The organism is Blastococcus deserti (genome assembly GCF_042682525.1).
Lineage (GTDB): Bacteria > Actinomycetota > Actinomycetes > Mycobacteriales > Geodermatophilaceae > Blastococcus_B > Blastococcus_B deserti.
Genome location: NZ_JBHUHP010000009.1, coordinates 218,413 through 236,941 on the forward strand (window position 1 = coordinate 218,413; position 18,529 = coordinate 236,941).

At 73.5% G+C, this 18,529-nt stretch carries 17 protein-coding genes, 1 tRNA gene and 1 riboswitch; of the genes, 14 read left to right on the plus strand and 4 right to left on the minus strand.

The window, feature by feature from the left end:
• Positions 1 to 95: 95 nt before the first annotated feature.
• The 3 genes from ACFSHS_RS09055 to ACFSHS_RS09065 all read left to right on the plus strand — a co-directional run bounded on the left by ACFSHS_RS09055 (position 96) and on the right by ACFSHS_RS09065 (position 3,301).
• A tRNA-Thr gene (locus ACFSHS_RS09055) sits at positions 96 to 168 on the plus strand.
• Between the two features lie 133 nt (positions 169 to 301).
• Positions 302 to 3,085: a helix-turn-helix transcriptional regulator gene (locus ACFSHS_RS09060; RefSeq protein ID WP_376874274.1), complete on the plus strand. Its 2,784-nt coding sequence runs from the start codon at positions 302 to 304 to the stop codon at positions 3,083 to 3,085.
• 27 nt (positions 3,086 to 3,112) lie between these two features.
• Positions 3,113 to 3,301: a hypothetical protein gene (locus tag ACFSHS_RS09065; RefSeq protein ID WP_376874276.1), complete on the plus strand. Its 189-nt coding sequence runs from the start codon at positions 3,113 to 3,115 to the stop codon at positions 3,299 to 3,301.
• 3 nt (positions 3,302 to 3,304) lie between these two features.
• Here the strand turns inward: ACFSHS_RS09065 and ACFSHS_RS09070 are convergent, their stop codons facing one another.
• Positions 3,305 to 3,913, minus strand: a complete 609-nt coding sequence (locus ACFSHS_RS09070) for an RNA polymerase sigma factor (protein ID WP_376874278.1) — start codon at positions 3,911 to 3,913, stop codon at positions 3,305 to 3,307.
• Positions 3,914 to 4,073: 160 nt separating this feature from the next.
• On the opposite strand from ACFSHS_RS09070, the gene ACFSHS_RS09075 reads away from it, so the two are divergent.
• Positions 4,074 to 4,280 carry a dodecin gene (locus ACFSHS_RS09075; protein WP_376874280.1) on the plus strand — a complete coding sequence of 69 codons (207 nt, stop codon included), beginning with the start codon at positions 4,074 to 4,076 and terminating at the stop codon, positions 4,278 to 4,280.
• A gap of 101 nt (positions 4,281 to 4,381) precedes the next feature.
• Here ACFSHS_RS09075 and ACFSHS_RS09080 read toward each other — a convergent pair whose 3' ends face one another.
• Positions 4,382 to 4,780 (minus strand): DUF5313 family protein, encoded by a 399-nt coding sequence (locus ACFSHS_RS09080; protein ID WP_376874282.1) that lies wholly within the window; start codon positions 4,778 to 4,780, stop codon positions 4,382 to 4,384.
• 87 nt (positions 4,781 to 4,867) lie between these two features.
• On the opposite strand from ACFSHS_RS09080, the gene ACFSHS_RS09085 reads away from it, so the two are divergent.
• The 6 genes from ACFSHS_RS09085 to ACFSHS_RS09110 all read left to right on the plus strand — a co-directional run bounded on the left by ACFSHS_RS09085 (position 4,868) and on the right by ACFSHS_RS09110 (position 12,133).
• Positions 4,868 to 5,299 (plus strand): CBS domain-containing protein, encoded by a 432-nt coding sequence (locus ACFSHS_RS09085; RefSeq protein WP_376874284.1) that lies wholly within the window; start codon positions 4,868 to 4,870, stop codon positions 5,297 to 5,299.
• 71 nt (positions 5,300 to 5,370) lie between these two features.
• Complete coding sequence (gene rarD / locus ACFSHS_RS09090) at positions 5,371 to 6,288, plus strand: EamA family transporter RarD (RefSeq protein ID WP_376874286.1); 918 nt, start codon at positions 5,371 to 5,373, stop codon at positions 6,286 to 6,288.
• 117 nt (positions 6,289 to 6,405) lie between these two features.
• Positions 6,406 to 6,729 carry a DUF3263 domain-containing protein gene (locus tag ACFSHS_RS09095; protein ID WP_376874288.1) on the plus strand — a complete coding sequence of 108 codons (324 nt, stop codon included), beginning with the start codon at positions 6,406 to 6,408 and terminating at the stop codon, positions 6,727 to 6,729.
• A 222-nt stretch (positions 6,730 to 6,951) separates the two neighbouring features.
• Entirely contained in the window at positions 6,952 to 8,211 is a 1,260-nt protein-coding gene (locus tag ACFSHS_RS09100) for a LytR C-terminal domain-containing protein (RefSeq protein WP_376874290.1), read from the plus strand.
• Between the two features lie 110 nt (positions 8,212 to 8,321).
• On the plus strand, positions 8,322 to 11,183 hold the full coding sequence (locus ACFSHS_RS09105; RefSeq protein WP_376874292.1) for an alpha/beta fold hydrolase: 2,862 nt from the start codon (positions 8,322 to 8,324) through the stop codon (positions 11,181 to 11,183).
• A gap of 83 nt (positions 11,184 to 11,266) precedes the next feature.
• Positions 11,267 to 12,133: an ABC transporter permease gene (locus ACFSHS_RS09110; protein ID WP_376874294.1), complete on the plus strand. Its 867-nt coding sequence runs from the start codon at positions 11,267 to 11,269 to the stop codon at positions 12,131 to 12,133.
• A gap of 111 nt (positions 12,134 to 12,244) precedes the next feature.
• Here ACFSHS_RS09110 and ACFSHS_RS09115 read toward each other — a convergent pair whose 3' ends face one another.
• Positions 12,245 to 13,078 carry an HAD family phosphatase gene (locus tag ACFSHS_RS09115; RefSeq protein ID WP_376874296.1) on the minus strand — a complete coding sequence of 278 codons (834 nt, stop codon included), beginning with the start codon at positions 13,076 to 13,078 and terminating at the stop codon, positions 12,245 to 12,247.
• 60 nt (positions 13,079 to 13,138) lie between these two features.
• A riboswitch (SAM riboswitch) is annotated at positions 13,139 to 13,255 on the plus strand.
• Between the two features lie 12 nt (positions 13,256 to 13,267).
• On the opposite strand from ACFSHS_RS09115, the gene thrC reads away from it, so the two are divergent.
• From thrC to groL, 3 genes are all read left to right on the plus strand, one after another.
• Positions 13,268 to 14,584 carry a threonine synthase gene (gene thrC, locus ACFSHS_RS09120; RefSeq protein WP_376874298.1) on the plus strand — a complete coding sequence of 439 codons (1,317 nt, stop codon included), beginning with the start codon at positions 13,268 to 13,270 and terminating at the stop codon, positions 14,582 to 14,584.
• A 212-nt stretch (positions 14,585 to 14,796) separates the two neighbouring features.
• Positions 14,797 to 14,997, plus strand: a complete 201-nt coding sequence (locus tag ACFSHS_RS09125; protein ID WP_376874300.1) for a cold-shock protein — start codon at positions 14,797 to 14,799, stop codon at positions 14,995 to 14,997.
• Between the two features lie 343 nt (positions 14,998 to 15,340).
• Positions 15,341 to 16,969, plus strand: a complete 1,629-nt coding sequence (groL, locus tag ACFSHS_RS09130) for a chaperonin GroEL (protein ID WP_376874302.1) — start codon at positions 15,341 to 15,343, stop codon at positions 16,967 to 16,969.
• Positions 16,970 to 17,183: 214 nt separating this feature from the next.
• On the opposite strand, the gene ACFSHS_RS09135 is transcribed toward groL, so the two are convergent.
• Positions 17,184 to 17,564, minus strand: coding sequence for a VOC family protein (locus ACFSHS_RS09135; RefSeq protein ID WP_376874304.1), 381 nt, complete (start codon positions 17,562 to 17,564; stop codon positions 17,184 to 17,186).
• 93 nt (positions 17,565 to 17,657) lie between these two features.
• On the opposite strand from ACFSHS_RS09135, the gene ACFSHS_RS09140 reads away from it, so the two are divergent.
• Positions 17,658 to 18,488, plus strand: a complete 831-nt coding sequence (locus tag ACFSHS_RS09140) for a DUF72 domain-containing protein (RefSeq protein WP_376874306.1) — start codon at positions 17,658 to 17,660, stop codon at positions 18,486 to 18,488.
• The last annotated feature ends 41 nt before the right edge of the window (positions 18,489 to 18,529 follow it).

Sequence of the window (18,529 nt, forward strand, 5' to 3'; positions counted from 1 at the left end):
CTGCCGTCGGCCCCGGCCGACCACCCGCCCCGGACGGCGCGGGGTCGTCCCCTGCGTTGTCCCTATCCTTGTCCCGGGACTGGTTCCCATGTCCCGCCGGCGTGGCGCAATTGGTAGCGCACCCGACTTGTAATCGGGCGGTTGGGGGTTCGAGTCCCCCCGTCGGCTCACACGCCGTGTGCGAGCTCGGCTGGTCCTCGACGCCGTCTGGCTGCACCGGTCGACCCCGGGGCGGGCGTTGCGGTTCAGGAATGGTCGTAAGTACCTGGACGGCCTCTTCCCCGAGCGGCACGATGACCGGGTGGTCGGGACGGCTGGTGTCCCCTATGTCGGGCGGGTGCACCACCGGGCGGCCGTCGCGGCAGCGTTCGCCGAGCCCGGCCACATCGTGCTGATCTGCGGCGAGGCCGGGGTCGGCAAGTCCTCCCTGGTGGCGGCCGCGCGCGCCGACGCGGTCGCCGAGGTGCTCGAGGGGTCCTGCCTGCAGCTGGCCGGGCAGCCGTTGCCCCTGGCCGCGCTCGAGCAGATCTTCTTCTCCCGCGGCGGCTGGCCGGAGACGGCCGACGGCGCCGAACAGCAGTCGGCCGAGCAGCGCCTGAGGGCGATCCGCCTGTGGGCCGACGCCCTCGCGCCGGTCGGGTCGCAGACCCTGACGACCGTGGTCATCGACGACCTGCACTGGGCCGACGAGACCACCTGCGACTTCCTCGTCTACCTCGCCGCCACCGCCGCCCGCCGGCGGCTGAGCCTCGTCCTGACCCTGCGCAACGACGAGACGCCCAAGGTCGGCCGCGTGCAGCAGGCGGTGGGCGAGCTGGCCCGGCTGCCGGGAGCGGTCAACGTGGAGCTGCAGCGCCTCGACCGGCAGGAGTGCGCGGAGCTGGTGCGGGCCCTCACCGGCGCGACCGACGTCGACGTCGACACCTGGTACGAGCGTTCCCAGGGCAACCCGTACCTGCTCGGCGAGCTGGTCAAGGACCCCGGCGCCCGCCGGGTGAAGGACGTCCTGCTGTCCCGCGTGTACTCGCTGGGCCCCGACGCGGCGCAGCTGGTCCGCCTCGCGGCGGTGTTCGGCCTCTGGGTCGCCGACGCCCAGCTGCACGCGGCGTCGGTGCTGCCGCCCGACCGGTACACGGCCGCCGTCCACGAGGCGATCGACGTCGGGGTGTTCGTCAACGAAGGGGCCGACTACGCCTTCCGGCACAGCCTGATGTGCGAGGCGGTGCTCTCCCAGCTGCTGCCCATCGAACGGCGGATGCTGCACGAGCGGGCCGCGCGGGCGATGGCCGAGGACCCGGCCGACGACATGGTCACCGCGGTGGCGGTCAGTGTGCACTGGGAGGCCGCCGGCGTGCCCGACCAGGCCGCCGCGTGGAGCCTGCGTGCGGCGCGGAAGGCGCGGGACCGGAACGCCTACGCCGAGGCGTGGGGTCACTACCAGCGGGCACTGCAGTTCGGGCGCTCGTCCGGGGACGCGTCGCAGGACCTGGACCTAGCCCTCGAGGCGGCCGGCGCCGCCCGCCTCGCGGGGGATCCCGCCGCGGCCGTGGAGGTGCTGGAGAAGGCGTTGCAGGACCGGACCGTTCCGGCCGAGCAGCGTGCCATCGCCCTCGAGCGGCTCGGCTGCTTCCTGTGGGAGGCCGGCCAGACCGGCCGCAGCCAGGCCGCCTACGCCGAGGCGGCCGAGACGCTGGGGCCGGAGGTGACGTCCTGCCACGCGCAGGTCTGGGGGGCGATGGGGCGAGCCGCGTTCATCATGGCCGAGTTCGACGCCGCCATCCGCCTGTCCGAGCGCGCGGTGGCGGCCGCGCGGCAGCACGGCACCCCGGCGGTCCTGGCCGACGCGCTGACCACGCGCGGCGCCGCCGGTGCCCTCATCGGCGACACGACGGCGCTGGACGTGCTCCGCGAAGGAGTGCGCCTGGCCCGGGACGTCCACGACGGAGCGGTCCTCTGCCGCAGCTATGCCAACCTGATGGTGGTCTACGAGTTCACCGGCCGGCCGGCCGAGGCCTGCGCCGCGGCCCTGGAAGGGCTGGCTCTGCTGCCCGAGTACGGACTGGAGCTGGCCGTCGGCGCGGCGCTCGCCTGCAACGCGGTCAACCTGCTGCGTCGACGTGGGTACTACGAGCGGTGCGAGGCCGTCCTCGCCGAGCTCCTCGACGGTCACGTGATCCAGGGGCAGGGGCTGCACCTGCACCTGGAGCGGGCCGAGCTGCTGCTGGCCATGGGTCGCCCCGCGGCCGCCCGGGCGAGCCTGGAGGCCGCGGCCGCCCTCCGGGACGTCGACGAGCCGGCAGTCGTCGCGGCGATCGCCAGCGCCGAGGCGCAGCTGCTGGCCCAGGAGGGGGACCCCGAAGGCTGCTACCGGACGGTGGACGAGGCGCTGCGCCGGCTGGCCGGCACCCAGGACCGCCACTTCCGCACCGAGCTGGCCGGTATCGGGCTGCGCAACGAGGCCGACCGCAGCGGACCGGTTCCCGGGCGGGCCGACCCCGCGGCTGCCGCGCGGATCAACCGGCTGGCCGCCGCCATCGACGACCGGGAGCCGGACCCCGACGGCGACGTCACGCTCGCCGCCGACCACCGCACGGCGCGCAACGAGCTGGGCCGGCTGCGGGGGACCGCCGACGCCGACGACTGGGCGGCGGCGGTCCGGCTGTGGCGGGCCGCGGACCGGCCCCGCGAGGAGGCCTACTGCCTGCTGCGGCAGGCCGAGTGCCATGCGACGGCGCGACATCGGGACAAGGCCGCGGCGGCTGCCGCGGAGGCTCGGGCCATCGCCGACCGCCTCGGCGCGGCCCCGGTCCTCGCCGAGATCGACGCCTTCGTGGCCCGCACCCGACTGCCGGCAGTTCCCGCCCCCTCCCCCCGGGCGGTCCCCGAGGACCGGCCCTTCGGTCTGACGGAGCGCGAGTTCGAGGTCCTGGCGCTGCTCGGCACGGGGGCGACCAACCGGCAGATCGCGCGGAAACTCTTCATCAGCGAGCGCACGGTGGGGGTCCACGTGTCCCGCGTCCTGCATAAGCTCCAGGTCACGAACCGGGCGCAGGCCGCCGCTGTCGCGGCGAAGGTGGCTCGGTAGGCCCCGACGCCGCGGAGAGGGACGCCCGTGTCACCGATCAAGCTCTCGAGGAGAAGCTCAGGCGACGACCGGGAGGACACGGTCGACGTCGACGACGCCCTGGTCGACGAACTCCGGCAGGTGGTCGACGCCACGCCCGGCCTCACCCTGGCCGACGCCTTCCGCGAGGGCATCGAGCACGTCATCCAGAAGCGACGCGGCGGCGGCCAGCAGTAGCCGTCATCGCAGGCTCGGCTCGAGCTGCGCCCGCAGGGCGCGAACGGCACGGCCCCGCAGCGGGCCGAGGCTGCCTCGCGGGATGCCCAGCTCGCGGCTGAGCGCGTCGTAGGACTCGGGCTCGCGCAGCAGGGCCTCCACGATCCGGCGCTGGCTCCGCGGCAGGGTCGCCACCGCGCGGTCCAGGGCCCGGCGCAGTTCCTCCTCCATGAGGGCCGTCGCCATGTCGCGGTCCTCCGGGGCCACGTGGTCGGCGACGTCCTCGGTGGGGATGGTCCGCTGCTGCGCCCGCAGGATGGCCAGTGCCTCACGTCGCGCCGTCGTGGACAGCCAGCCCGGCAGGCACTGCGGGTCGTTGATCCGGCCGGCGTTGCGCAGCAGCAGCACCCACGTGCGCTGGACGGCCTCGTCGATGTCCGCGTCGCTGCGCAGCACCACGCGGGCCGCCGAGCGCAGCAGCCCCTCGTACCGCCGCACGGTCGCCTGCCACGTCGCGTCGTCCCCGTCGGCCAGGGCCTGCAGGTGCTGCCGGTCCACGACGGGGAGGTCGGTCCGGTCGCCGCGCCGTGGGGCGGGAACGGCGGGGGCTTCGGCGAGTGCCGGTGCGGTCATCGAGGGCTCCTTCGAGGTCGTCCGGGAACGACTCGAAGACTCGTGAAACCGCTGGTCGGCCAAATCTGTCGGACGACGTATTCAGGGGTCCCGGAACTACGTACGCAGGGGGCCGGCGTGCCAAGGTCGGTGCCACCGTCCGGCATACGTAGGAGGCAGCGTGAGCGACCACGTGTACAGGCTGAGCGAGATCGTGGGCAGCAGCCCGACCAGCGTCGACGAGGCCATCCGCAACGCGATCACCAAGGCCGCGGAGACCGTCCGGAACATCGAGTGGTTCGAGACGAAGGAGATCCGCGGCCAGGTGGTCGACGGCGGCGTCGCCTATTTCCAGGTCACCCTCAAGATCGGCTTCCGGGTCGAGTGAGGCCCGGTCGCGAGGCTCGACCGAGCCCGGTGACGTGCTGACGGCCTCCCTGCAGGGTCCGGTCACGAGCCTGCAGGGGGGCGGCGGCAGAGGGTCCTGCCTCAGTCGAAGCTGCCGGCGCCGTCCCGCCGGTAGGGGGAGTGGCGTTCGACGCGCGCCCGCTCGACCCGCTCGGCGCGGAGGCGAGCGGCGGTGCCCGGCGGGTAGCCGGCCTTGGCGACCCGGTGCTCGATCGTCTCGGTCATGAAGGCCATCGAGAAGAGTAGGCCGAGGAACAGCCCGCCGACGGCCGCCGACACGCGGTATGCGAGGGGCACGGGGACGACGACCAGGCACAGGACCAGCACCGGGAGCAGCTGCACCACCGCCCGCGCCACGTGCCGCCAGATCCAGGTGGGGCCGGTCGTGTCGGCCAGCACCCACGGGGCCAGGTCGCGGGGGAGACCGCCCCCGAGGGCGTACCAGACCCACTGCGCGGGGTTGGGGCGCTGCCGAGCCACAGCCCGACGGTAGGCCGGATCGGCGTGCCGTTGCCCCGCAACCGCCCCGGGTGGACACTCCCCGCACCCGTTGGCGAGGAGGTTTGCGTGCAGATCAGTCAGCTGCTCCGGCGCAAGGGCCGTGAGGTCACCACCATCGACGGATCGGAGAGCGTGCGCACCGCGCTCGCCCTGCTCGCGGAGAAGGGCATCGGTGCGCTCGTCGTGTCCTCCGACGGCCGCCGGATCGACGGCATCGTCTCCGAGCGGGACGTCGCCCGCGGTCTGCACGAGCGCGGCGCCGGGCTGCTCGCGGAGCCGGTGTCGCACGTCATGACGGCCCAGGTCCACACCTGCCCGCCCCACGCGAGCGTGCACGACCTGGCGCGGACGATGACCGACCACCGCGTCCGGCACGTCCCGGTCGTCGAGGACGGCGCGCTGGTGGGCATCGTGTCCATCGGCGACGTCGTCAAGGCCCGCCTCGACGAGCTGGAGGAGGAGCGCCGGCAGCTGGTGGACTACATCCAGACGCCCTGAGAGGACGCCGTCCCTCCTGCCTCTCGCAGGCTCGGGGCCGGGACCGGGACGGGGCGGCGTACGGTGCGGCCGTGGACGAGCGTCGCCTGGGGGTGGTCTCCGGGCTCGCCGCCTACTCGCTCTGGGGGCTGTTCCCCCTCTACTTCCCCCTGCTGGAGCCGGCCAGCGGCCTGGAGATCACGGCCCACCGCGTGCTCTGGTCCCTGCTGTTCGTAGGGGTCCTGCTCACCGCGGTCCGCCGGTGGGGGCAGGTGCGGGCGCTGGTCACCGACCGGCGCCGGCTGCTCGTGCTCCTGGGGGCTGCGGTGCTGATCGCGGGCAACTGGCTGGTCTTCGTCTACGGCGTGAACTCCGGGCACGTGGTCGAGACCTCGCTCGGGTACTTCATCAACCCGCTGGTGAGCGTGCTGCTCGGCGTCGTGGTGTTCAGCGAGCGGCTGCGACGCCTGCAGTGGCTGGCCGTCGGGATCGCCGCGGTGGCGGTCGCCGTCCTGACCGTGGACTACGGCCGTCCACCCTGGATCGCGCTGGCGCTGGCGGTGACGTTCGGGCTCTACGGGCTGATGAAGAAGCTGGTCCGGACGGACGCGGCGCCGGGGTTGTTCGTGGAGACGGCGCTCGTCGCGCTGCCCGCGGCGGGCGTGCTGGCCGTGGCGCACTCCGGCGGGGACGGGACCTTCGGCAACGCCGGCACCGGGCACGCGCTGCTGCTGGTCAGCTCGGGCGTCGCGACGGCGATCCCGCTGCTGCTGTTCGCCGCGGCCGCCCGCCGGATCCCGTTGTCGACCGTGGGCCTGCTGCAGTACCTCACCCCGTCGATGCAGCTGGCGATCGGCGTGTTCGTCTACGGGGAGCCCATGCCGCCCGCCCGGCTGGCCGGTTTCGCGATCGTCTGGGTCGCCCTCGCCGTCTTCACCGCGGACACCCTGCGACACGCCCGGGCGGGCGGCCGGCGGGCCCCTGCCGAGACGGTCCCCGCAGGAATCTGACCGGGTTGGGCAGGGGGTGCCTGGGCTCCCCGGAACTGTCGGACCCCGGGGCTACCGTCGCTCCCGTGGCCGCACCGCGCACCGGTGCGGCCGAGTGGAGCAGGAGATGGACGAGCGATGACCGACGACCCGACCCCGGTGGTCTCCCCGCCCCGGCACGAGGGCCTCGCGGCGGCTTCCGCGCAGGTCTCGGGCGTGGGGCTGTCCCGCCGGGAGCACGAGATGCTCACCTTCGAGCGGCAGTGGTGGCGCCGTCCGGGCGCCAAGGAGACCGCCATCCGCGACCGCTTCGGCGTGACGCCGACGCGCTACTACCAGGTGCTCAACGCCCTGGTCGACCGGCCCGACGCCCTCGCTGCCGACCCGCTGCTGGTCCGTCGTCTCCGGCGGCTGCGACTCGCCCGGCAACGAACGCGTTCGTCTCAAGGTGCTGTCCATTGAGAGTTACACCCGTTAGAGTTACTCACCGTGGGCAGGCACGCCGAAGCAGGCAGTGACGAACGGGACCGGGGTGGCGTCCCCGTGGCCGCCGGACGTCGCCGTACCGACGTCCCGGACGGGCTCTGGCGCGGCGCCGCCGCGGAACTGAGCGACCATCCGACGGCGCCCGGCCGCGATCGGTCCGGCGCAGCCCGTCGCCCCGCCGCCCGTCCCGTGGCGGGCGTGGCTGCCCGGGCACCCGAGGCCGCTCCTCAGCTGTCGCGGTCACGCCTGCCACTGCCCCCGGTCCCGGTCGCCTCCCGCGGGCCGGCGGCGGCCCGCGCCGGCGCGCCCGCCCGCCCGGCCGCGCCGCAGACCTCCGTGGCCCCCTTCCAGGCGGTTCCGGCCCCCGGGCCCCGTCTCGACCTCGACCTCGACCTCGCCGCCGACGACACGTTCCTCCCCCCGTCTCCCGTCGCCGCGTCTCGCGGCGACCTCCTCGAACGGCCGGCCCGTGTCCAGGCGGCTCCGGCTCCCGTACTGCCCCGTCCGGGGGGGACGTGGCCCGACGACGACTCTTCCCTCACCTCGACCGGGCGTTCCGGGCTCCTGTCCGGTCCGGCCCCGCGGGTGCCCAGCCAGACCGGCCCCGACGGGGCGTCCCGGGCGTACGGCGACTGGACCAAGCCTTCCCGGTCCGGCGACGGCACGTTCGCGACCGACGAGGACCTGCTTGCCGATGGGCCGCTGGGCGCGCCCAGCGCGCCCGGCACCACCGCCATCCCCGAGCGCAACGTCCGGCGCCGCCGGTCCGCCGACGACCCGGACGCGGCGCCCGTGCCCGCGCCGGTCCGCGGTCCCGGCACGGGGCCGGTCGGCGGGCGGGCCGCCATGCGGGCCGAGCGGCAGGCGGCCGACGCCGCCCGCCGCAAGGCCGAGGGGCAGCGCGGCTCCGCCGTCGCCGTCCTGGAGGAGGACGACGAGGGACGCAGGCCCCGGCGGGTCCTCAAGGGGCTGCTGGCCATGACCGTCGTGGCGCTGGGCGTCCTCGGCGTCTACTCCTTCGTCTCGCCCGAGGCGACGGAGACGTCGGCGCAGACCCCGGCGAGCCCGACCGCCGCAGCTCCGGTCGTCCCCGACGTCACCGCCCTGCCGGAGCTGCCCTCCGACCCGATCGAGGTCGAGCCGCTGGTCGCCGCTCCCGTGCGGGTGCCGGTCACCGTGCTCAACTCCACCGCCATCAACGGGCTGGCCGCGAAGGTGGCCGCGACGGTGGCCGCCGGGGGCTGGGAGACCCCCGGGGTCGGCGCGTACCCCGGCAGCGACGTCGCCGCCACCACGGTGTTCTTCACCGAGGGCGACGAGACCCAGCGCCAGGCGGCCACCCAGCTCATCGAGCAGTTCCCGCAGCTCCAGGGCCCCACGCCGCGCTTCTTCGAGGTCCCCGCCGACGTCCAGGCGCCGGGTCTCGTCATCGTCACGACCGGCGACTGGCAGCCCTGACCGACGGCTCCGAATCGTCCGGCCACCGGTCCCGGACGTCGGGCCACGGCGGGCGGAACACGAGCCGCCCTCCGTCCGTTGGCCGCTTCGTGCGCCCCCTCCGCGGGCTCGTGCGTCCCCGCCCGCGCTCCGGCGCCCGCGCGACGTCCGCAGTCCTGGTCCTGCTGCTCTCCTCGACCGGTCTGCTGGCGCTCGCGCCCCCGGCCTCGGCCGCCGGCGAGGTGCGGACCGAGGAGGCCCGGGTCACCTCCGGCAGCGGTGCCGAGACGGTCCAGCTGGACACGACGCTGTACCTCCCCACCGGTGAGCTCCCGGCCCCGGCGGTCGTGCTGGCGCACGGCTTCGGCGGCAGCAAGGAGTCGGTCGCCTCCGACGCCGAGGACCTCGCCGGGCGCGGCTACGTCGTCCTGACCTACTCCGCCCGCGGCTTCGGCGGGAGCACCGGTCAGATCGGGCTGAACGACCCACGGTACGAGATCGCGGACCTCTCCACGCTGCTCGACCTCCTCGCCGACCGGGACGAGGTGCAGCTGGACGGCGACGGCGATCCGCGGGTGGGCGTTGCCGGCGGGTCCTACGGCGGCGCGGCGGCTCTGCTCGGCGCCGCCTACGACGACCGCATCGACGCGATCGCGCCCCAGATCACGTGGAACTCGCTGACCGCCGCCCTCTTCCCCTCGCAGACCGGGACCGTCGAGGCCGACACGGTCGCCGCCACCCCGCAGGACGACCGGGCCGGCGTGTTCAAGCGGCTGTGGGCCGGCCTGTTCTTCGGGGTCGGCTCCGTCCCGAGCGGCGGGCTGCTCGACGCGCTCGGCGGCGCGGCCGGCGGGGAGGACGGCGACGAGGACGGGGACGGCACCGCCTCCGTGCCGTCCGCCGGGGCCACGCGGCTCCCGGATCTCTCGGCCCTGGATCCTGCCGCTGTGGAGCAGACCCTGACCTGCGGCCGGTTCCGCACCGACATCTGCGCGGCGTACCAGACCGCGGCGGCCACGGGGACCCTGACTCCGGAGATCGCCGCCGTCCTCGACCGCAGCAGCCCGGCCGGCGTGCTGCACCGCATCGAGGCGCCCACGCTCCTGCTCCAGGGCACCCAGGACTCGCTGTTCGGGCTCGGTCAGGCCGACGCCAACGCCCGGGGCATCGCCGCGAATGGCACGCCGGTCAAGGTCGTGTGGTTCACCGGCGGGCACGACTCGCCGGCCTCCGACCGCGTCACCGAGGAGCTCCGCGAGCAGGTGGCCGGCTGGTTCGACTTCCACCTGCGCGGGGCCGGCGCCGACCCCGGCACCGGCTTCGAGTTCCCCGCGCCGACCGCCCTCGGCTCCGGCCAGTTCGTCCAGGGCGGCAGCCAGACGGTGGTCACCGACACCTACCCGGGCCTGGACGGGACCGCCGACCGCCGCTCGGTCCCTCTGTCGGGACCGACGCAGCCCGTGGTCACCCCTGCCGGTGGCACGCCGGGCGCGCTGACCACGGTGCCCGGCCTGGGCGCCCTGACGTCGGCGCTCGGCGGATCGACGCTCGAGATCCCCGGTCAGTTCGCCGCGTTCGAGAGCGAGCCGCTCGACGCCGCGGTCGAGGTGGTCGGCGCGCCCACGGTGGAGCTGGCCGTCGCGGCCCCCGCGGGGACGGCGACGCTGTTCGCCAAGCTCTACGACGTCGCGCCCGGCGGCGGGACGACGCTGCCGTCCAGCCTGGTGGCGCCGCTGGCGCTGACCGGGCTCTCGGCCGACCCGGCCCGGCCGACCACGGTGCGGGTCACGCTGCCGGGGATCGTGCACCGCTTCGAGGCGGGCCACACGATGCGCGTCGTCGTCTCGTCCACCGACCAGGCGTTCGCCCTGCCGGCCGAGTCGACGGTCTACTCAGTCGCGCTCGGGGACGGCACCGACCTCCAGGTGCCACAGGTGGACGGCACGCCCCAGGCGGACACCGGGACGTCGCGGTGGTGGGTCTTGCTCGCCGTCCTCGCCGGGCTGGGCCTGCTGGGCTGGGTGGCCGCCCTGCTGTGGGGCCGGCACCGCCGGCGTCAGGTCTCGGCGGTCGAGCCCGACGGCGAGGACGTGCCGCTGCGCTTCGAGGGCGTGACCAAGGCCTACAAGGACGGTTTCGTCGCCGTCCGGGACCTGTCGTTCGAGGTGCGCCGCGGGCAGGTGCTCGGCCTGCTCGGCCCCAACGGCGCCGGCAAGACGACGTCCCTGCGCATGCTCATGGGTCTGATCCGCCCCACCGAGGGGCGGATCAGCATCTTCGGCCACGCGGCGGGCCCCGGCGCCCCGGTGTTGTCCCGGCTGGGCTCGTTCGTCGAGGGCACCGGGCTGCAGCCGCACCTGTCGGGCCGGGACAACCTGCGGCTGTACTGGGCGGCGACCGGCCGGCCGGCCGAGGACGCGCACATGGCGGAGGCGATCGAGGTCGCCGGCCTCGGGACCGCCATCGACCGACCGGTGCGCCGCTACAGCCAGGGCATGCGGCAGCGGGTGGCGATCGCCCAGGCGATGCTCGGCCTGCCCGACCTGCTGGTGCTCGACGAGCCGACCAACGGGCTGGACCCGCCGCAGATCCACGCGATGCGGGAGGTCCTGCGGTCCTACGCCGCCACCGGCCGAACGGTCATCGTCTCCAGCCACCTGCTGAGCGAGATCGAGCAGACCTGCAGCCACGTGGTGGTGATGGCCAAGGGCCAGAAGATCGCGCAGGGCACCGTCGAGGAGATCGTCGGCGCCGGTGGTGCGGTGTCGATCGGGCTGGTGGACGACGCCGAGGCCGACCGGGCGATCGAGGTCCTGGAGGGGCTGCCCGGGGTGAGCGTCGAGCGCACCGACGAGGGCCTGGTCGCCGAGCTCGACGGCACCAGCCGTGCCCGGGCCCTGCAGGCGCTCGTCGAGGCGGGCATCGAGGTCGACCAGTTCACGCCGCGCCGCCGGCTCGAGGACGCCTTCCTGGCGCTGGTGGGGGAGTCATGACGGTCATCCGCGAGAACGACGGCCGAGGGAGCATCGCAGGGAGCGCCGGCGACCGAGGGGCGGATCGAGGCCGGAGTCGAGTCATGGCACAGCACGTGCAGCCCACCGGGGCGGTCGCCGGTTACCGGCCCGAGCGCACGCTGCGGCTGTCGGTGGAGCTCCGCCGGCAGTTCAAGCGGCGGCGCACCATCGGGGTCTTCGCGCTGATGATGGCGCTCCCGCTGGTCCTGATCGCCGCGCTCCAGCTCGGCGGCAGCGAGGAGGCGGCGGAGAACGCGCGGGTCAACCTGGTCGACGTCGCAACCTCCAGCGGGCTCAACTTCACGCTGTTCGTGCTGTTCGCGACGACCGGCTTCTTCCTCGTCGTCGTCTTCGCGCTGTGCTTCGGGGACTCCGTGGCCAGCGAGGCCCAGTGGGGCTCACTGCGCTACACGCTGGCCACCCCGGTCCCGCGGATGCGGCTGCTCCGGCAGAAGTGGCTGGCCGCGCTCGTGCAGTCGGTCGGCGCGATGCTGACGCTGGCGACGGTGGCCATCGTGGCCGGCGGCATCGCCTTCGGGTTCGAGGACATCCAGACCCCGGTCGGCGTCACGCTGGACCAGGGGGACGGCATGGTGCGGCTGGCCGGGATGCTCGGCTACCTGGCCGTCCACCTGCTCGTCGTCGGCACGCTGGCCTTCTGGTTCTCGACGATCACCGACGCGCCGCTGGCCGCCGTCGGTGGCGCGGTCTTCACGATGTTCGTGTTCGCGATCCTCGACCAGGTCGAGCAGCTGGGGTCGATCCGCGACTGGTTCCCGACGGCCGAGGAGTACGCCTGGACCGACCTGCTCCAGACGCCGGTCGACTCCGGCGACATGTTCCGCGGGGTCATCCAGTCGCTGGTGTACGCGGCGGTCTTCACCGCACTGGCCTTCCGCCACTTCGCCCGCCGTGACGTCACCAGCTGAAAGCGGACCCCGTCCTCCCCACCCTCCACGCGCACTCCTGCGCCGTTCCACCCACTGCTGCGGCGGTGCAGCACCGCGGGAGAGGGTGGGCCGCCGCAAGAGCCGGGACGACTACAGACTGGCGCGGACGGCCTGGGCCCAGCCCTCGCCCATCGGGGCCGCGGTCACCGACACGTTGGGGACGGCGCCGAGGAGCTCGGCCATGCCGTCCACGGCCGCGCCGTTCGCGGTGATCCACAGCCGCTCGACGGCCGGGGCCATGTCGAGATCGCTGACGCTGTCGCCGATGGCGACGGCGTCGCCCGGGTCGATGCCCCGGCGCCGGAGGTCCCAGGCGATCGACAGGCCCTTGGAGATGCCCCGTGGCATCAGGTGGTAGATCCGCGGGGGGCCGTCGGCCGGGTCGAGGGTCGTGCCGGTCGACGCGCGCAGCGGAGCGGGGAAGGCGCCGTTGTCCTTGAGCGTCAGCCAGCCCGCGCCCCGCTCGGCCAGCCAGGCGTCGACGGCGAGCGGGTCCACCCGGCCCCGGAGCAGCGCGTCGGTGGTGTGCGTGGCGTGCCAGGGCGCGTGCCACTCCAGCCGGCCCGGGTGCTCGGCGATCAGCCGCTCGACCACGCCGAGCTCCGCCATGACGTCCATGGGCGGTCGGTCGCCGTACTCGGCGGGGAGGTCACCGGTGAGCCGGTGGGTGCTGCGACCGCCGTCCCAGGCGATCGTGGCGCCCAGTTCGGCGATGGCGCCGTCCGCGGCGAAGATCCTCGCCGCCTCGACGACCTGCTCGAACGTCCGTCCGCTGACCAGCACCAACGGGATGCCCGCGCGGTGCAGGGCCAGCAGGGCGGCGGCCGGGTCCGCCGTGAGCTCACGGCCGGCGGTGTGCCAGAACGAGCCGCGCGGGCCCACCATCGTGCCGTCCAGGTCGGTGTAGACGATGCGGGCGGTCACACCTCACATCCTGACCGTCCGCGGAAGGGCGGCAGGGACTGGGTACAGTGCGAGGCGTTCCACTCATCCAGAGGGGCAGAGGGACACGGCCCGATGAAGCCCCGGCAACCGCCGCACAGCGGAAGGTGCCAATTCCGTCCCGCACGGCTCGACGGCCCGGTGCGGGGAAGATGAGGAGGTAGTCGTCGCATGACCATGACCGCTCCCGGTTCGATCCAGGCGGACTCGTCCGGTGGTCTCCCCACCCACCCGGGCCCCGTTCCCCCCTGTCCCGCCCGCGGCCTGGTGTGCCGCAACTGCGGAGCCACCTTCGGCCTCATCGCCGAGCACGCCTGCGCCGAGTGCTTCGGCCCGCTGGAGGTCGACTACGACTACGACCTGCTGAAGGCGGTCACCCGCGAGCAGATCGAGGCCGGTCCGCAGAACATCTGGCGCTACGTGGCACTGCTGCCCGTCGGCCAGGACCCGGCCGACCGGGTGTCCCTCGACCCGGGTCTGACGCCGCTGGTGCGCGCCGACCGGCTGGCCGAGGAGCTGGGCATCACCGGCGGGCTGTGGGTGAAGGACGACTCGGCCAACCCGACGCACTCCTTCAAGGACCGCGTGGTCAGCCTGGCCGCCACCGCGGCCAAGCGACTGGGGTACCGCAAGATCGCGGCCGCCTCGACCGGCAACCTCGCCAACTCGGTGGCTGCGCACGCCGCCCGCGTGGGCATCCCGTCGTTCGTGTTCATCCCCAGCGACCTCGAGCCGGGCAAGGTCGTGCAGTCGGCGGTCTACGGCCAGACGCTCGTCGCCGTCGACGGCTCCTACGACGACGTCAACCGGCTGACCAGCGAGCTGGCCGAGACCGACGAGTTCGAGGACACCGCCTTCGTCAACCAGAACGTGCGGCCCTACTACGCCGAGGGCTCGAAGACGATGGGGTACGAGATCGCCGAGCAGCTCGGCTGGCGCATCCCGGCCCAGGTGGTCATCCCCATGGCGTCCGGCTCGCTGCTCACCAAGGTGGACAAGGCGTTCCGTGAGCTCACCGCGGCGGGGATCGTCGAGGCCACCGAGTGGACCATCTTCGGCGCGCAGTCGGCCGGGTGCGACCCGATCGCGACGGCGTTCGAGCAGGGCTGGGACGTCGTCAGGCCGGTCAAGCCCTCCGGGATCGCCAAGTCGCTCAACATCGGCAACCCCGCCGACGGCCCGTACGCCCTGGACGCCATCCGCCGCACCGGCGGCTCGGTCGGCCGGGTGGGCGACGACGAGATCGTGCAGGGCATCCGCGACCTCGCCCGCACCACCGGCGTCTTCGCCGAGACCGCGGGCGGCGTGACGGTCGCGGTGCTGCGCCAGCTGGTCGCCGACGGCCGCCTGGACCCGGCCAAGGAAACCGTCGTCCTCAACACCGGCGAGGGCCTCAAGACGCTGGACCCGCTGGAGCCGGTGGTCGGCCCCACCCACCGGGTGGAGCCGTCCCTGAGGTCCGTCCGGGCGGCCGGCCTCATCGGCTGAGGCCAGGCTGGGCTCAGCCGTCCCGGACCAGTGGCGACGATCGTTGCCCGAACCGGGTGTTTCTCCTGCGTGGATGCACTACAACCTCGGCTTTCCTCATGTACCGTCTCGCGCGGTTCGAGTTCCACGTTCGTGTTCGACGGGCGGAAGAGCTAGACCCGGTTCCCCCGATTCAGAGGGCGCCGTCCGCACGCACGAACGTGGGAGCACACGTGGCACAGGGCACCGTGAAGTGGTTCAACGCCGAGAAGGGCTTCGGCTTCATCGCCGTCGACGGCGGCCAGGACGTCTTCGTCCACTACTCGGCCATCCAGATGGACGGGTACAAGAGCCTCGAGGAGGGCCAGCGGGTCACCTTCGAGGTCGTCCAGGGCGCCAAGGGCCCGCAGGCCGACCAGGTCACCGCGGCCTGAACCCAGGCACTCGCCGAGGCCCGGTCCCCGTTCGGGGGCCGGGCCTCGCTGTGTCTCGAGCCGATGGTGGGCAGCGATGCGCACTTCCCACGCGAGAACCTGCTCGTCCGCGCACCCCGTCGGGGGACAGGAACCCCCGGAACAGCCGCGCAGCACCCCCTTCTTGCACTCGCCAGGGTCGAGTGCCAGACTCGTTTCTGGCACTCGGACCACCCGAGTGCCAAATCAGGTCGGTCGGTGAGGCACCGGCGTGTGGGCGCAAGGGAGTCCACGTCGCTGGTGTCGTCCGTCGCGGGCGCCGCACCCGACCGTGCTGCGTTCAACGCATGGAGGACATCGCCACATGGCCAAGATGATCGCCTTCGAGGAAGAGGCGCGCCGCGGCCTCGAGCGGGGCATGAACACCCTCGCCGACGCCGTCAAGGTGACCCTCGGCCCCAAGGGCCGCAACGTCGTCCTGGAGAAGAAGTGGGGCGCCCCCACGATCACCAACGACGGCGTGAGCATCGCCAAGGAGATCGAGCTCGAGGACCCGTGGGAGAAGATCGGGGCCGAGCTGGTCAAGGAGGTCGCGAAGAAGACCGACGACGTCGCGGGTGACGGCACCACCACCGCCACCGTGCTGGCCCAGGCGCTCGTGCGCGAGGGTCTGCGCAACGTCGCTGCCGGCGCCAACCCGATGGCCCTGAAGAAGGGCATCGAGAAGGCCGTCGAGGCGGTCAGCGAGTACCTCCTCTCGACCGCCAAGGACGTCGAGACCAAGGAGCAGATCGCCGCCACCGCGTCGATCTCCGCCGCTGACCCCGCCATCGGCGAGCTCATCGCCGAGGCGATGGACAAGGTCGGCAAGGAAGGTGTCATCACCGTCGAGGAGAGCAACACCTTCGGCCTCGAGCTCGAGCTCACCGAGGGCATGCGCTTCGACAAGGGTCACCTGTCGGCGTACTTCGTCACCGACTCCGAGCGCATGGAGACCGTGCTCGACGACCCGTACATCTTGGTCGTCAACGGCAAGATCAGCTCCGTCAAGGACCTGCTGCCGCTGCTCGAGAAGGTCATGCAGTCGGGCAAGCCGCTCGCGATCATCGCCGAGGACGTCGAGGGCGAGGCCCTGGCGACCCTGGTGGTCAACAAGATCCGCGGCACCTTCAAGTCCGTCGCCGTCAAGGCCCCGGGCTTCGGTGACCGCCGCAAGGCCATGCTGGCCGACATCGCCATCCTCACCGGCGGTCAGGTCATCAGCGAGGAGGTCGGCCTCAAGCTCGAGAACGCCGACATCTCGCTGCTGGGCCGCGCGCGGAAGTTCGTCACCACCAAGGACGAGACGACCATCATCGAGGGCGCGGGTGACGCCGACCAGATCGCCGGTCGCGTCAACCAGATCCGTGCCGAGATCGAGAAGTCGGACTCCGACTACGACCGCGAGAAGCTGCAGGAGCGCCTGGCCAAGCTGGCCGGTGGCGTCGCCGTCATCAAGGCCGGCGCCGCGACCGAGGTCGAGCTCAAGGAGCGCAAGCACCGCATCGAGGACGCGGTGCGCAACGCCAAGGCCGCCGTCGAGGAGGGCATCGTCGCCGGTGGTGGCGTCGCCCTGGCGCAGGCCACCACCGTCGCGTTCGAGAAGCTCGAGCTCGAGGGTGACGAGGCGACCGGTGCCAACATCGTGCGCGTCGCGCTCGAGGCACCCCTGAAGCAGATCGCCATCAACGCCGGCCTCGAGGGTGGCGTCGTCGCGGAGAAGGTGCGCAACTCGGACACCGGCTGGGGCCTCAACGCCGCCACCGGCGAGTACGTGGACCTCGTCGCCAGCGGGATCATCGACCCCGCCAAGGTGACCCGCTCGGCGCTGCAGAACGCCGCCTCCATCGCGGCGCTCTTCCTCACCACCGAGGCCGTCATCGCCGACAAGCCGGAGAAGAACGCTCCGGCCATGCCCGGCGGCGACGGCGGCATGGGCGGCATGGACTTCTGAACAAGGACCCCGCTGCCCCCCACCGTTCGCGAGCTCACGGCGGGGCCCTGCAGCGGGGCCGTTCCATCGCCTCACCTCCGGCAGGGGCGGTCCGCTTCGGCGGGCCGCCCCTGTCGGCGTTCAGGAGGGCGGGGCCGGGCGGTTGGGTGTGCGGTTGCCGGGCCCTCGGGGCGGTTCAGGCCCCGATCTCTGCACACTCGTGGGTGAGGTGGGGTCACTCCGGGGCGAAGACGCAGAACTCGTTGCCCTCGGGGTCGGCGAGCACGTCCCACTCGATGTCGTCGTCCTGCGCCCGCACCATCGTCGCTCCGGCGGCCAGCAGCGCGGCGGTGTCACCGACGACGTCGAAGTGCATGCGGTTCTTGACGATCTTGAACTCGGGCACCGGGACGATCCACATCAGCGGGCCCTCGCCGGCCGGGTCGACGATCGGCACCGGCCAGTCGTGCGGGCGGGGCTCGTCCTCCTCCGGGGTCGCTGCCTCCTCGAGCTCGTCGCGACGGACGTAGCCGATCGCGGCGCACCACCAGTCGGCCAGCGCCTGGTGGTCGCGGGCGTCGAGGCAGAGGTCCTTGAAGCGGGCGGGTGCGGTCACGACGGGGAAGGCTAGGCGGTGGAGCTCCCGTCGCGCGCCTCGACCGGGTGAACGCGGCGCGTCAGCCCGGACCCCGGCGGGTAGGCCGCCTGCGTGGCCGTGATCATCGGGACGTCGGGCTGGCAGTACCGCGACTGGCGCGGGCTGTTCTACCCGCCGAAGCTGCCGCAGCGGCTCTGGCTGGAGCACTACGCGGAGTTCTTCGCGACGGTGGAGAGCAACAACGCCTTCTACCGTCTGCCCGAGCACGCCACCTTCGTCGCCTGGCGGGAGCGCACACCGCCGGACTTCCGGTGGGCGGTCAAGGCCAGCCGGTTCCTCACCCACATCAAGCGGTTGCGCGAACCCGAGGAACCGGTCGCCCGGCTCATGGGGCGGGTCGAGGGCCTGCAGCACCGGCTCGACACTATCCTGCTGCAGCTGCCCCCGACGCTGAAGGCCGACGCCGACCTGCTGCGGGAGTGCCTCGCCCAGTTCCCGCACGGCACGCGGGTCGCCGTCGAGCCGCGGCACGTGAGCTGGTGGACCGACGAGATCCGGGCGCTGCTCGAGCGCTACGGGGCCGCGCTGTGCTGGGCCGACCGCGACGAGCAGCCGGTCACGCCGCTGTGGCGGACCGCCGACTGGGGCTACCTGCGCTTCCACCACGGGTTCGGGGAGTGGCGGTACCGGCCGCAGACCCTGCAGCTGTGGGCCGATCGGCTCGCCGCCACCTACGGCCGGGACGAGGACGTGCTCGTGTACTTCAACAACGACCCGGGTGGTGCCGCGACGATCGACGCCGTCCACTTCGCCGACGCGGTCCGGCGGGCCGGGGGCTCGCCCACCCGGGTGCCCACCGCGGACCAGGCCGTGGGCCGGGCGTGGGCCGAGGGCCAGCGCACCCCGGGTGTGCCGGCGCCCGGGACGTCACCGGTCGGCTAGGGATCCGGCCGGACGCCGACGCGCGGCACATCGGCCGCACC